This is a genomic window from Mycobacterium lehmannii (genome assembly GCF_001499925.1).
Classification (GTDB): Bacteria; Actinomycetota; Actinomycetes; order Mycobacteriales; family Mycobacteriaceae; genus Mycobacterium; species Mycobacterium lehmannii.
In genome coordinates this window covers 22,457-36,231 of the sequence record NZ_LQIR01000006.1, presented here as the reverse complement: position 1 = coordinate 36,231, position 13,775 = coordinate 22,457, and the positions used below count along the sequence as shown (strand labels likewise).

At 68.0% G+C, this 13,775-nt stretch carries 12 protein-coding genes; 9 read left to right on the top strand and 3 right to left on the bottom strand.

Going from position 1 to position 13,775, the window contains the following annotated elements; translation table 11 throughout:
- Positions 1 to 37: 37 nt before the first annotated feature.
- From mtrB to AU192_RS05280, 5 genes are all read left to right on the top strand, one after another.
- The gene (gene mtrB, locus AU192_RS05300; protein ID WP_064394746.1) at positions 38 to 1,684 is read left to right on the top strand and encodes an MtrAB system histidine kinase MtrB; all 1,647 of its coding nucleotides are present in this window, start codon (positions 38 to 40) and stop codon (positions 1,682 to 1,684) included.
- A 2-nt stretch (positions 1,685 to 1,686) separates the two neighbouring features.
- On the top strand, positions 1,687 to 3,438 hold the full coding sequence (lpqB, locus tag AU192_RS05295; protein ID WP_165593268.1) for an MtrAB system accessory lipoprotein LpqB: 1,752 nt from the start codon (positions 1,687 to 1,689) through the stop codon (positions 3,436 to 3,438).
- A gap of 112 nt (positions 3,439 to 3,550) precedes the next feature.
- Positions 3,551 to 4,198 carry a lipase chaperone gene (locus AU192_RS05290; RefSeq protein WP_064394744.1) on the top strand — a complete coding sequence of 216 codons (648 nt, stop codon included), beginning with the start codon at positions 3,551 to 3,553 and terminating at the stop codon, positions 4,196 to 4,198.
- A complete protein-coding gene (locus AU192_RS05285) occupies positions 4,191 to 4,748 on the top strand; it encodes a DUF6529 family protein (protein WP_064394743.1) in 558 nt (185 codons plus the stop codon). The genes AU192_RS05290 and AU192_RS05285 overlap by 8 nt, the downstream gene beginning before the upstream one ends.
- Positions 4,749 to 4,762: 14 nt before the next feature.
- The gene (locus AU192_RS05280; RefSeq protein ID WP_064394742.1) at positions 4,763 to 5,179 is read left to right on the top strand and encodes a QcrA and Rieske domain-containing protein; all 417 of its coding nucleotides are present in this window, start codon (positions 4,763 to 4,765) and stop codon (positions 5,177 to 5,179) included.
- Positions 5,180 to 5,184: 5 nt separating this feature from the next.
- On the opposite strand, the gene AU192_RS05275 is transcribed toward AU192_RS05280, so the two are convergent.
- Positions 5,185 to 6,492, bottom strand: coding sequence for a DUF2252 domain-containing protein (locus AU192_RS05275; protein ID WP_064394741.1), 1,308 nt, complete (start codon positions 6,490 to 6,492; stop codon positions 5,185 to 5,187).
- Between the two features lie 50 nt (positions 6,493 to 6,542).
- Here AU192_RS05275 and AU192_RS05270 point away from each other — a divergent pair, with 50 nt between their 5' ends.
- The 3 genes from AU192_RS05270 to secA all read left to right on the top strand — a co-directional run bounded on the left by AU192_RS05270 (position 6,543) and on the right by secA (position 11,120).
- Positions 6,543 to 7,172, top strand: coding sequence for a ComF family protein (locus AU192_RS05270; RefSeq protein WP_064394740.1), 630 nt, complete (start codon positions 6,543 to 6,545; stop codon positions 7,170 to 7,172).
- 325 nt (positions 7,173 to 7,497) lie between these two features.
- The gene (gene hpf / locus AU192_RS05265; RefSeq protein ID WP_198957156.1) at positions 7,498 to 8,133 is read left to right on the top strand and encodes a ribosome hibernation-promoting factor, HPF/YfiA family; all 636 of its coding nucleotides are present in this window, start codon (positions 7,498 to 7,500) and stop codon (positions 8,131 to 8,133) included.
- A 164-nt stretch (positions 8,134 to 8,297) separates the two neighbouring features.
- Positions 8,298 to 11,120 carry a preprotein translocase subunit SecA gene (secA, locus tag AU192_RS05260; protein WP_064394738.1) on the top strand — a complete coding sequence of 941 codons (2,823 nt, stop codon included), beginning with the start codon at positions 8,298 to 8,300 and terminating at the stop codon, positions 11,118 to 11,120.
- On the opposite strand, the gene AU192_RS05255 is transcribed toward secA, so the two are convergent.
- Together AU192_RS05255 and AU192_RS05250 are read right to left on the bottom strand one after the other, a co-directional pair.
- On the bottom strand, positions 11,117 to 11,590 hold the full coding sequence (locus AU192_RS05255; RefSeq protein WP_064394737.1) for an SRPBCC family protein: 474 nt from the start codon (positions 11,588 to 11,590) through the stop codon (positions 11,117 to 11,119). The two genes, secA and AU192_RS05255, sit on opposite strands and share 4 nt — an antisense overlap.
- A 16-nt stretch (positions 11,591 to 11,606) precedes the next feature.
- The gene (locus AU192_RS05250) at positions 11,607 to 12,128 is read right to left on the bottom strand and encodes an Rv3235 family protein (protein WP_064394736.1); all 522 of its coding nucleotides are present in this window, start codon (positions 12,126 to 12,128) and stop codon (positions 11,607 to 11,609) included.
- Positions 12,129 to 12,329: 201 nt separating this feature from the next.
- Between AU192_RS05250 and AU192_RS05245 the strand changes: the two genes are divergently transcribed.
- On the top strand, positions 12,330 to 13,739 hold the full coding sequence (locus AU192_RS05245; RefSeq protein ID WP_064394735.1) for a WS/DGAT/MGAT family O-acyltransferase: 1,410 nt from the start codon (positions 12,330 to 12,332) through the stop codon (positions 13,737 to 13,739).
- Positions 13,740 to 13,775 lie beyond the last annotated feature (36 nt).

Sequence of the window (13,775 nt, the reverse complement as noted above, 5' to 3'; positions counted from 1 at the left end):
GCTTGGCGGTCGCCGTGTTGACCGCTCGGCGGGCGCCGTGATCTTCAGCTCCAGACGACGCATCCATCGGCGCTCGGCGCCGCTGGTGCGGGGGCTGGGAGCGCTGGGCCGGGCGTTGAGCCTGGCGTGGCGGCGCTCCCTGCAGCTGCGCGTCGTCTCGCTGACGTTGGGCCTGTCGCTGGCCGTGATCCTGGTGCTCGGGTTCGTGCTGACCAGCCAGATCACCGATCGCATCCTCGAAGTCAAGGTCCGCGCGGCCACCGAGCAGATCGACCGCGCCCGCACCACGGTCAGCGGAATCGTCGGCGGTGAGGAGACCCGCTCGCTCGACAGCAGCCTGCAGTTGGCGCGCAACACGCTGATCGATCGCAGCGCCGACGCCGAACCGGGCCTGGCGGGAACCTACGACGCGGTTCTGGTGGTGCCCGGCGACGGGCCCCGGGCGGCGACCGCGGCAGGCCCGGTCCAGCAGGTGCCCAACACGCTGCGGGAGTTCGTCAAGGCCGGCCAGGTCAGCTATCAGTACGCGGGAGTGCACACCGACAGCTTTTCCGGGCCGGCGCTGATCGTCGGCAGTCCGACGTCGTCATCGGTGACGAACCTCGAGCTCTACCTGATCTTTCCGCTCAACAACGAGGAGTCCACGATCGCGCTGGTGCGCGGGACGATGGCCACCGGCGGCGTGGTGCTGCTCGGCCTGCTCGCCGCGATCGCCTTGCTGGTGGCGCGCCAGATCGTTTTGCCGGTGCGCTCCGCGTCGCGCATCGCCGAGCGGTTCGCCGAAGGCCACCTCACCGAACGCATGCCCGTGCGCGGCGAGGACGACATGGCCCGTCTCGCCGTCTCGTTCAACGACATGGCCGAGAGCCTGCACCGCCAGATCACCCAACTCGAGGAGTTCGGCAACCTGCAGCGCCGGTTCACCTCAGACGTCAGCCACGAACTGCGTACGCCGCTGACGACGGTGCGCATGGCCGCCGACCTGATCTACGACCACAGCGAGGACCTCGATCCCGCGCTGCGCCGGTCCACCGAGTTGATGGTCAGCGAGCTCGACCGGTTCGAGACGTTGCTCAACGATCTGTTGGAGATCTCCCGGCACGACGCCGGTGTCGCCGAGCTGTCGGTCGAGTCGCTTGATCTGCGGTCGACGGTGCGAAGCGCGTTGGACAACGTCGGGCACCTGGCCGCCGACGCCGACGTCGAACTCGTCGTCGACATGCCAGGAGAGGAGGTCATCGCCGAGGTCGACCCGCGGCGCGTGGAGCGCATCCTGCGCAACCTCATCGCCAACGCCATCGACCACGCCGAGCACAAACCCGTCCGCATCCGGATGGCCGCCGACGACGACACCGTCGCCGTCACCGTCCGCGACCACGGGGTGGGGCTGCGGCCAGGCGAGGAGAAACTGGTGTTCAGCCGGTTCTGGCGGTCGGACCCCTCGCGGGTGCGCCGTTCCGGCGGCACCGGTCTCGGGTTGGCGATCAGCATCGAGGACGCCCGCCTGCACCAGGGCAGGCTGGAGGCCTGGGGTGAGCCGGGTAACGGCGCCTGCTTCCGTCTCACGCTGCCGCTCGTTCGCGGGCACAAGGTGACCACCAGCCCGCTGCCGCTGAAACCCGTTGAGCCCGAGGATGTGCCGCCGCGCAGCCGCGATCGCGAACCCGCGCAGGAGTCCGTGTGAGAATCCTGCTTGCTGTCCTGAGCGTGCTGGCGTTGGTTCTCACCGGCTGCGCGGGCGTGCCCAGTTCGTCCTCGCCGCAGGCGATCGGAACCGTCGACCGCCCCGCCCCGCCGAGCCTGCCCAAGCCGACTCCTGGCATGGACCCCGACGTGTTGTTGCGTGAATTCCTCAAGGCCACCGCCGATCCCGCCAATCGGCATCTGGCCGCACGCCAGTTCCTCACCGAATCCGCTTCGCAGGCATGGGATGACGCGGGCAGTGCGCTGCTGATCGACAACGTGGTGTTCGTCGAGACGCGAGGCCCCGACCGGGTGTCGGTGACCATGCGCGCCGACATTCTCGGGTCGCTGTCGGACATGGGCGTGTTCGAGACGGGGGAGGGTGCGCTGCCCGACCCGGGGCCGATCGAACTGGTCAAGACCGCCGACGGTTGGCGCATCGACAAGCTGCCGAACGGCGTCTTCCTCGACTGGCAACAGTTCCAGGCCACCTACCGGCGCAACACCCTGTATTTCGTCGACCCGACCGGCAGCACCGTCGTGCCCGATCCGCGCTACGTCGCGGTGTCCGATCCCGACCAGTTGGCCACCGAACTGGTGAGCAAACTGATCGCCGGGCCGCGCCCGGAGATGGCCAAGACCGTCCGCAATCTGCTTGAACCGCCGCTGAAACTGCGGGGCCCGGTGACGCGCGCCGACGGCGGCAAGATGGGCGTCGGCCGCGGCTACGGCGGCGCCAGGATCGATCTGGACAATCTGTCGACCACCGATCCGCACAGCAGGCAACTGCTTGCGGCGCAACTCATCTGGACGCTGTCCCGTGCGGGGGTGAACGGGCCGTACGTGATCAACGCCGACGGCGCCGCCTTAGACGACCGCTTCGTCGACGGATGGAAGACCTCCGACGTGGCGGCCACCGACCCCGGCGCGGCCTCGGGAGTGGCCGCCGGTCTGCACGCGTTGGTGGGCGGTTCGCTCGTCGCGCTCGACGGCCGACGGGCGCCGCGGGTTCCCGGGCAGTTCGGGCAGATGCCGAACCAGACCGCGGCGGCGGTGTCCCGAAGCGGGCAGGAGGTGGCCTCGATCGTCACGGTGCGTCCGGGCGCACCCGATATGGCGTCGTCGATGTGGGTGGGGACGCTCGGCGGGGCCGCGTCGCAGGTGTTGGACGCGCGAAGCCTGTCGCGGCCGAGCTGGTCGCTCGACAACGCGGTCTGGGTGGTGATCGACGGCAACAACGTCGTGCGCGTCATCCAGGACGCGTCGGGCCAGCCGGCGCGCATACCGGTCGACTCCACGCTGGTGTCGAGCAGGTTTCCCGGCGTGATCACCGAACTGCAGCTGTCACGCGACGGCACCCGCGCGGCGATGGTGATCGACGGCCGGGTGGTCCTGGCCGGTGTCGAACAGACCCCCGGCGGCGGCTACGCGCTGATCTACCCGCGACGGCTGGGCTACGGCCTGGGCAACACCGTGGTGTCGCTGTCATGGCGCACCGGCGACGACATCGTGGTGAGCCGCACCGATCCTGCGCATCCGGTCTCGTACGTCAACCTCGACGGCGTCAACTCCGACGGGCCGAGCCGCAACCTGCTGATGCCGGTCACCACCGTGGCGGCCAACCCGTCGACGGTGTACGTGGCCGATGCCCGCGGGGTCGTGCAGCTGTCCGGTTCGGTGGCCGAGGACGATCCGGCGTGGGCCGAGGTGCGTCCGCTGCTGGTGCCGGGCGCCGAACCGGTGCTGCCGGGCTAGCCGCCGACCCCCGGCGCCAATTCCGCGGAAGGTTCCGTGAACCGTCTGTGGGGGTGTCCCGTTGTGCTGACAGAACGACGCCGCAGGCGTTTGCTATCAGCCAGGAGTGAATATGAAGACTCGCGGTCCGTTGATCACGTTGGGCGCGGTCGCCGTGCTCGCAGTCGCGCTGTGGCTCGGCAACGTGTCGAAGGAGCAAGCACCCGTGGCCGCGCCGGCGGCGGAATCGGTCACCACGGCGAGCGCTGTGGCGCCGACGACCGCGCCGTCAGCACCCGCGACGGGCTTCCCGGCCAGGGCCGACTACGTCGGGACCGTGCCGACGGCGACCGGCGAGATCACGTTGGAGATATCGGTCGACGGCGGCAAGGTGATCGCATACGCCTGTGACGGCAACTCGGTCGAGGTGTGGCTGCGAGGTGACGCCGACAAGGGTGTCGTCAACGCGACGAGCCAGGACAAGGCGAGCGTTCTCGACGGCCACCTCGAAGGCAATGCGGTGATGGGCTTGCTGACCATCGGCGAAAAGAGCTGGGTGTTCACCGCGCCGGCCGCCGAAGCCCCCGCCGGCCTTTTCGTGTACGAGCGGGACGGCGTGCGGAGCAGCTGGATCGTCGACGCCGACGGTGACGTCACCGGCGTGCTGCGTCGCAACGACGGATCCCTCGGTCCCGCACCGGTTCTGGCCACCGACGGGACCGCCGTGATCGATGGACAGAGGGTCAGGGCCGTTCGCGTGGGCGGCGGCAGCGATGTCTGACCCCGTCGCCACCCGCAACACCGGTGCGGCGGGGATGCTGATCGCCGTCAGCCTGGGCGCGTTGACGGCGGTCGCGCTCGGAGTGTTCGGCAAGACCCATGAGCCGCAATTCTTTTCGATCAACGTGGCGGGGTTCTCCAGCGGCACAGCGGTGAAGTCGTGGCTGGCGACCCTCGCTATGGTGTTGGCGCTGTTCCAGCTCTACTCGGCGTTCGTGATGTACCGGTTGACGCCCGGCGGGCGCGCACCGGCGTGGATCGCAACGGCCCACATATGGTCGGGGCGGTTGGCGGTGCTGGCCACCGTGCCGGTGGCCGTGCACTGCCTCTACGCTCTCGGCTTCGCCGAAACCGACAGCAGGGTGCTGTTTCACTCACTGTTCGGCTGCTTCTTCTACGGCGTCTTCGTCACCAAGATGATCCTGCTGACGCGCGGTGGGCTCCGCGGCTGGGTGCTTCCCATCGTCGGGGGGCTGGTGTTCTTCGGGCTGGTCTACGTCTGGCTCACGTCGGCGCTGTGGTTCTTCCAGACCAGCGGGCTGACGTTCTGAGGAAAGGAATCGCCATGCGACGCAAACAGTTCCTCGCGGGCGCCGGGCTCGGAATCGCAGGCACCGCGTTGGCGGCCTGCAGCACGTACGGCAAGGATCCCGACGCCGCCGAGGAGCCGACCGCGACGACGACCGGTGGTGCGGTTGCGCCGGTTGCGGTCCTCGCGAACGTCGCCGACGTCCCGGTCGGCGGCGGTGTCATCGTCGACCAGACGGTGGTGACGCAACCCACGGCGGGTGAGTACAAGGGATTCTCGGCGACTTGCACTCACGCCGGGTGCACGGTGCGCGACGTGGCGGGCGGCACCATCAACTGCCCCTGCCACGGCAGCAAGTTCACCCTCGACGGCACGGTGGCCAACGGGCCGGCAACCCGCCCGTTGGAGGTGAAACCAATTGAATTGCAGGGCGATTCGATCATTCTGCGCTGACGAGGTCAGGTGGACGTGACGCCGGGAATGCGGCCTTCGCGGAACGCTTCGACGAAGTGGCGGTGATCGTCGCGGACGATGCCGGCATACTCCAGGCCGAACGCCACCAGGTCTGCGGAGAACTCGTCGACATGGTCGCCGATGACCGCGTCGATCGCCTCCTCGGTCTGGAACTCGACCACCTTCTGGTCACTGTCGGCATCCCCGACACAGTGCACCTTGGCTACCGCCCGCCCCAGCTGCTCGATCACTTCAGCCAATTCGTCTGGTTCGGTCAACTCGCTCCAGTCGAGATCGGCTGCATACGGGGATATCTCGCTGACGACAAACCCGACGTCGTCGATGTCGGTGTATCCGAGCAGCGGGTCGGCATGCGCCTGCAGTGCGCGTTGAGACACCGCCGTTCGGTGGCCGTGATGCTTGAAGTGCCGACTCAGACTCCCATCCTCGACGACCCGGCTGGGCGCGGCGACATTGCCCTGCTTCATCGACAGGACGGCGTCGTTGTCCAACGCCTGGTTGAATCCCTCGATCAGTACGGTGTAGGTCGGCAGACCCGCGCTGCCGATACCGTGACCTTTCTTGCCGATCACATCCTTGATGTCGTAGGTGATGCCCTGGAACCGTTTGGTTTTCGGAATGGTTTCGAGATATCCAGCGAAGGCGGCCTCGACCTTGTCGCGTTCGGCGTCCTCGAGTCGACGCACGCCCGCGGCGTCCCGGAAGCGTCTGTCCCAATCGTCCACCGCGGTGAGGCGGTCCAACATCTCGGACCTCGTCGACAATCGGGCGCTCTGCAAGGCGGTCAGTACGGCGCCGCGCGCGGTGTCGAGATTCAGCGAAAAGCTCGCGTCATCGTCGGCTTGGAGGAACCACCGCACCTGCTCGACGTAGGCGCGGGTGAATGTATCGATCAGCCTGCTGATCTCGTGATCCGACAACGCCTTCTGCCAGCACATCAGTGCGACGCTGGCGGCGAACCGCTGCAGGTCCCACGTGAAGTGTCCGATGTAGGCCTCGTCGAAGTCGTTGACGTCGAAGATCAGCTTGCCTGCGCCGTCCATGTACGTGCCGAAGTTCTCGGTGTGCAGGTCGCCCTGGATCCACACCCGGCTTGTGCGCTCGTCGGCCCAACGGTCCTCGCGCTCGGTCACGTCGGCGTAGAACACGCACGCGCTGCCGCGGAAGAAGGCGAAGGGGTCGGCCGCCATCTTGCGGAACTTGGTCCGAAACGCGTCTGGATCGGCCTTCATCAGATCGGCGAACGCGCTCACCAGGCAATCGACGATCAACGACTCCCGTTGGTCCTGCATGAGCACGGAGTACCCCGTCCGTTGTCACCGCTCACCGCCACACTGACGGCGTGCTCGATCTCGTTCTCCCGCTGCAGTGCGGCGGCTGCGGCGCACCGTCGACGCGGTGGTGCGCGGCGTGCGCGTCGACGCTGACGGTCAGGGCAGACGATCCGCACCTCGTCTCACCGCGCGTGGACCCCGGCGTCCCGGTGTACTCCCTGGGCCGTTACGCGGGGCCGCGGCGAGCAGCCGTCATCGCGGTCAAGGAGCATGGCCGAACCGATCTGCTGCGCCCACTCGCCGGCGCGCTGCGGGCCGGCCTGTCCCACCTGCTGACCTGGGGTCTTCTCGATACCCCGCTGACGGTGGTCCCCGCACCGACCCGCCGGTGGTCGGCCCGGCGCCGCGGCGGCGACCCGGTGACCCGGATGGCCCGTACCGCCGCCGCCGACCTGCCGGGGGTGGGCGTCGTCCAGGCGCTGCGCACACGCGCTCTCGTGGCGGATTCGGTCGGGTTGTCCACCGCCGATCGACAGCGCAACATCGGCGGGCGGGTCCGGGTCGTGCGGCCCGTCGCGGACGAAGTACTCGTCGTCGACGACATCGTCACCACCGGCGCCACCGCCGCCGAGTCGGTTCGCGTGCTGCACACCGTTGGGGCGCGCGTGGCGGCCGTGCTGGTTGTGGCAAACGCGTGACCGCGCCGCGAGGCCGAATCCAGGCTCACATATCAGACCGAGGTGAAGAACTGGAAACAGGTACCCGGATTCACTGGCACTACCGGGTGAACGCGGCTACCGTCGGCTTCAACACCCGTGAATGACTCACGGCCGGCGCTCAGATACGAAGCGCCAGCATCGCCGACGCGGTAGGAGGTGAGTAGACGACACCTTGCACCGGCGAGCGGCGAGACATGCAAAGCCCCGTCGGTGCGGATCACGACAACCCGGGCACGCTCACGCGTGCGGACGCCGAAGAAACGAGTTGCCAAGCATGTCAAGCCAATCCCTGGACTCCCGAACGATGGTGATCGAGGACGAAACGCCCGAAACCCGACCGCGCGCCGAAGTCGCGGTCACCGGTCGCAACGTCGAGATCCCCGACCACTTCCGCACGTACGTCGCAGAGAAACTGTCACGCCTGGAACGATTCGACCGCACGATCTATCTGTTCGACGTCGAGCTCGACCACGAGCGGAACCGACGTCAACGCAAGTACTGCCAACACGTGGAGATCACCGCGCGCGGCCGCGGCCCGGTGGTCCGCGCCGAAGCCTGTGCCGACAGCTTCTACGGCGCGATGGAATCAGCGGTGGACAAGCTCGCCGAGCGGCTGCGCCGTGCGCGTGATCGCCGCAAGATCCACTACGGCGACAAGACCCCGGTTTCGGTCGCCAAGGCCACCGCGGTCACCGCACCACCCGAGCCGCTGACCGCGACGCCGCCCGAACACGACGGCGCGGCGCTCGACGAGCACGAGCCCGGCCGCATCGTGCGGATCAAGGAGCACCCGGCCACCCCGATGACCGTCGACGACGCGCTGTCGCAGATGGAACTGGTCGGCCACGACTTCTTTCTCTTTCATGACAAGGAGAGCGACCTGCCCTCCGTGGTCTACCGCAGGCACGCCTACGACTACGGCTTAATTCGGCTCGCCTGAGCCGGGAGGCTTAATTCGGCTCGCCTGAGCCGCGTGGTCGGTCCGGCTCACCCGAACCGGACCGACCACTATTTCGCCCGGCCTGACGCAGCTGGGCCGGGTCTGGGTGCATGTCGCCTACCATGGGTTGAGCTCAAGACTTCCAAACCCATAGGGGAACTAGCGTGCTGCAAAAGTTGCTGCGTCTCGGCGAGGGCCGGATGGTCAAACGCCTCAAGGGGGTGGCCGACTACGTCGACTCCCTGGAAGGCGACGTCGAGAAGCTGACCGACGCTGAACTGCGGGCCAAGACCGACGAGTTCAAAAAGCGCGTGGACAACGGCGAAAGCCTTGACGACCTGCTGCCCGAAGCGTTCGCCGTCGCCCGCGAGGCGGCCTGGCGAGTGCTCGACCAGAAGCCGTTCAAGGTGCAGTTGATGGGCGGCGCGGCGCTGCACTTCGGCAACGTCGCCGAGATGAAGACCGGTGAGGGTAAGACGCTGACCGGCGTGCTCCCGGCCTACCTCAACGCACTGTCGGGCAAGGGCGTGCACATCGTCACGGTGAACGACTACCTGGCCAGGCGCGACGCCGAGTGGATGGGCCGTGTGCACCGCTTCCTCGGCCTGGAGGTCGACGTGATCCTGGCGCAGATGACCCCCGACCAGCGGCGGACCGCCTACGCCGCCGACATCACGTACGGCACCAACAACGAGTTCGGCTTCGACTACCTGCGCGACAACATGGCGCACTCCCTGGCCGACCTGGTCCAGCGCGGACACAACTTCGCGATTGTCGACGAGGTCGACTCCATCCTCATCGACGAGGCCCGCACCCCGCTGATCATCTCCGGCCCCGCCGACGGCGCGTCGCAGTGGTACACCGAGTTCGCGCGGATCGTGCCGCTGATGGAAAAGGACGTCCACTACGAGGTCGACATCCGCAAGCGCACCGTCGGTGTGCACGAACTCGGCGTCGAGTTCGTCGAGGACCAGCTGGGCATCGACAACCTCTACGAGGCGGCCAACTCGCCGCTGGTCAGCTACCTGAACAACGCGCTCAAGGCCAAGGAGCTGTTCCAGCGCGACAAGGACTACATCGTGCGCGACGGTGACGTGCTCATCGTCGACGAATTCACCGGTCGCGTGCTGGTCGGCCGTCGCTACAACGAGGGCATGCACCAGGCCATCGAGGCCAAGGAGCGCGTCGAGATCAAGGCCGAGAACCAGACCCTGGCCACGATCACGCTGCAGAACTACTTCCGCCTCTACGACAAGCTCGCAGGCATGACCGGCACGGCGCAGACCGAGGCGGCCGAGCTGCACGAGATCTACAAGCTCGGCGTGGTTCCCATCCCGACCAACAAGCCGATGATCCGCGCCGACCAGTCCGACCTGATCTACAAGACCGAAGAGGCCAAGTACATCGCGGTCGTCGACGACGTCGCCGAGCGCTACGAGAAGGGGCAGCCGGTCCTGATCGGCACCACCAGCGTGGAGCGCTCGGAGTACCTGTCGCGCCAGTTCACCAAGCGCAGAATCCCGCACAACGTGCTCAACGCGAAGTACCACGAGCAGGAGGCCTCGATCATCGCCGAGGCCGGCCGGCTGGGCGCGATCACCGTCGCGACGAACATGGCGGGCCGCGGTACCGACATTGTGCTCGGCGGCAACCCGGACTTCCTCACCGACAAGCGGTTGCGCGAACGCGGCCTGGACCCGGTGGAGACGCCGGACGAGTACGAGAAGGTCTGGCACGAGACGCTGTCCGCGGTCAAAGCCGAATGCGCGCGCGAGGCCGAGGACGTCATCGCCGCGGGCGGGCTGTACGTGCTGGGCACCGAACGGCACGAGTCCCGCCGCATCGACAACCAGCTGCGCGGCCGCTCCGGCCGCCAGGGTGACCCCGGCGAATCCCGGTTCTACCTGTCGCTGGGTGACGAGCTGATGCGACGGTTCAACGGCGCCACCCTGGAGGCGTTGCTGACCAGGCTCAACCTGCCCGACGACGTGCCGATCGAGGCGAAGATGGTCACCCGCGCCATCAAGAGCGCGCAGACGCAGGTCGAGCAGCAGAACTTCGAGGTCCGCAAGAACGTCCTCAAGTACGACGAGGTGATGAACAAGCAGCGCGTCGTCATCTACGAGGAGCGCAGGCGCATCCTGGAGGGCGAGAACCTCGCCGAACAGGCCCGCAACATGCTCGTCGACGTGATCACCGCCTACGTCGACGGGGCCACGGCTGAGGGCTACTCCGAGGACTGGGATCTCGAACAGCTCTGGACCGCGCTGCGGCAGCTGTACCCCGTGGGCATCGACCACCACGACCTGATCGACTCCGACGCGATCGGTGAGCCCGGCGAGTTGACGCGCGAGGAACTGCTGGAGGCGTTGATCGCCGACGCCGACCGCGCATACGCCGAGCGGGAGAAGCAGATCGAGGAAATCGCGGGCGAAGGCGCGATGCGCCAGTTGGAGCGCAACGTGCTGCTCAACGTGCTGGACCGCAAGTGGCGCGAACACCTCTACGAGATGGACTACCTCAAGGAGGGCATCGGGCTGCGGGCGATGGCGCAGCGCGATCCGCTCGTCGAGTACCAGCGCGAGGGTTACGACATGTTCATCGGAATGCTCGAGGGGCTCAAGGAGGAGTCGGTCGGGTTCCTGTTCAACGTCGCAGTCGAACCCGCGCCGCAGCCGACCGTCGCCCCGGTCGCACCGCCGTCCGGTCTGAGCGAGTTCGCCGAGGCCGCCGCCGCCCAAGCCCAGGGTGGGGTGGCGACCAAGGAACGGCCGACCGAAACGGGCCTGCGCGCCAAGGGAATCGACGACGAGTCGCGTCCGCTGACCTACACCGGGCCGTCGGAGGACGGCTCGGCCGAGGTGCAGCGGTCGGGCAACGGCAGTGGCGCCCCGCGGCAGGCGGCGCCCAGCGGCGGCACCCGCAAGCAGCGGCGCGAAGCCGCGCGCCAGCAGGCCCGTGAGCAAAAGGCGATGCGCAGGCGTTAAGAGGGCTCGACGAGCGCGGCGATCCGGCCCAGCGTGGCCCGCATCCCGTCTTCGGCTTGCTTGGGTGCGCCGCCCCTCTTGAGCAGCAGGCGTTGCCGGTCCTCGGATACGTCCCAGGTTTCACGCACCAGCGTGCCCTCTGGCGTCGGTTCGAGCTCGTAGCGCCAGACGCGCCCGCCGATCAGCCCGAGGGGACCCATCGTCGTCTTCCACGCGATGCGGCGGTCGGGTTCGAACTCGACGACGGTGTTGGTGGTCCGGTACCCAAGGAACAGCGATTCGGGCCTTCCGCGCATCGCCATGCCGAATGTCGCACCGGCAGAGAGAGGTTGAGACTTCTCGCCGGATGTGTGAGCGACGGTGCCCGAGCCGTCGAAGGCCGGATGCCTGCCGGCGTCGGCGAGTAAGGCGAAGATCGCGTCCGGGGGCGCCTTGATGACGCGCTGCACGCTGATCGAGTCTCCCTGCACGCGAGCAGGCTAGCGCTCAACCGATCTGCAGCGCGACCACCCGCCAGCGCCGGCCGTCGTACGCGATGCGCGCCGCGATCGCGCGGATGCGCTGTCCGCGACTGTAAGTGCCGAATACCTCCGCGGCCGGACCGTCGTCATCGGTCACGCGCACCCTGACCCGGCGCAGGGTGGCGACGGTCGAGTGCGGGTGGCGGGTGAACGCGAGCACGGTTTCGATCAGCGCCGGTGCCAACAGCGGCTGCAACTGGGCGACGGGGCGCCGCCGGTCGATCACCTCGAGCACCCTGCGCAACGCCGCATCGGCGAAGGCGACCGCCGCGCGCGGCGGGGCGGGCTCGGCGGGGACCGGCGCTTGCGGGTGCCGAGCGTGTACACCAGCGGATGGTCGGCGGCGCAGCGCTTTTGGCGACGGTGGCGGGCAGGCGCCGACACCGAGGGGAGGCGGTTCACAGTCGATGACCGGCGCCACTAGTGCAGCCGGTCGCTGTTCGTCGGGGCCGGACGCGGCCTCGGCAGGGGTGCGAAAGGATGTCACAACGCGTTCTCCAGCGACTCGACGAGACGGGACCCGTCTGCTGGAGAGTGGGCAGACACCACCATGATCGCACGGTCCGCGGGGCCTCCGAGACAGCGATAAGCACCCGTGATGCGCATCTGCGGGGTTTGCCTATAGCGTGGCGGGGACTTCGGCGCCCGCGGTCGGACCGCGGCAGTACAGGGGAGGGACGACGTCGCGATGGTCACCCGGTTGTCGACGGCGGACGCGTCGTTCTACCGCCTGGAGAACACGTCGACGCCGATGTACGTGGGTTCGCTGTCGATCCTTCGCAAACCCCGCAGCGGCCTGAGCTACGAGACCCTGCTGGCCACCGTCGAACAGCGGCTGCCGCAGATACCCCGCTACCGGCAGAAGGTGCGTGAGGTGACGTTGGGCCTGGCGCGCCCGGTGTGGGTGGACGATCGCGACTTCGACATCACCTACCACATCCGTCGCTCCGCGCTGCCGTCGCCGGGCAGCGACGCCCAGTTGCACGAGCTCATCGCGCGGCTCGGGTCCCGGCCGCTGGACAGGTCGCGGCCGTTGTGGGAGATGTACCTGATCGAAGGCCTGGCCAAGAACCGCCTCGCGATCTACACGAAGTCGCACCAGGCGTTGGTGAACGGCATGACTGCCCTCGAGATCGGCCACGTCATCGCCGACCGCACCCAGAAGCCGCCGGAGTTCGGTGAGGACATCTGGATCCCGTTGCGCGAGCCCAGCGATCGGCAGTTGCTGCTCGGTGCGCTCGGCGAGTGGATCACGCGGCCCGCCGAGCAGATCAGTGCGGTCCGCAACGCCGTCGTCGACGTCGCCACCAACGCGGGCCAGTTGGTCGACATGGGCCGCCGTGCCCTCGAGGTGGTCCGCACCGTGGCGCGCGGCACCGCGCCGAGCAGCCCGCTGAACACCACCGTGTCGCGCAACCGGCGGTTCACCGTCGCCTGCGGGCGGCTCGAGGACTTCCGCGCGGTGCGCGCCCGCTACGACTGCGACGTCAACGACGTGGTGCTGGCCGTGGTGGCCGGCGCGTTACGCAATTGGCTGATGTCGCGCGGTGAACCGGTGACCTCGACCGCGAGGGTGCGGGCGATGGCGCCCATGTCGGTGTATCCGGATGCCGAACTCGACGCGACCGGCCCGGGCCAGGCCATCAGCGAGGTGACGCCGTTCCTCGTCGACCTTCCCGTCGGTGAGGGCAACCCGGTGGTGCGGCTCTCGCAGATCGCCCACGCCACCGAATCGGCGTCCACCGCCGCCAGCCTGGTCGACGCGAGAACCATCGTGACGCTGTCCGGGTTCGCGCCGCCGACCCTGCACGCGATGGGCATCCGGGTGGCGACCACGTTCTCGGCGCGCCAGTTCAACCTGCTGATCACCAACGTGCCGGGCGCACAGCATCAGATGTACATCGCGGGCACCAAACTGCTGGAGACCTACGCGGTACCGCCGCTTTTGAGCAACCAGGTGCTGGCGCTGGGGGTGACGTCCTACCACGGCATGGTCTACTTCGGCATCAATGCCGACCGCGACGCGATGAGCGACGTCGATGTTTTGCCGAGTCTGCTGCGCGAATCGATGGAAGAACTGCTAGAAGCGGCCCAATAACACCCTCTGTGCGTTTGCGGGATTGACTCTCTCACT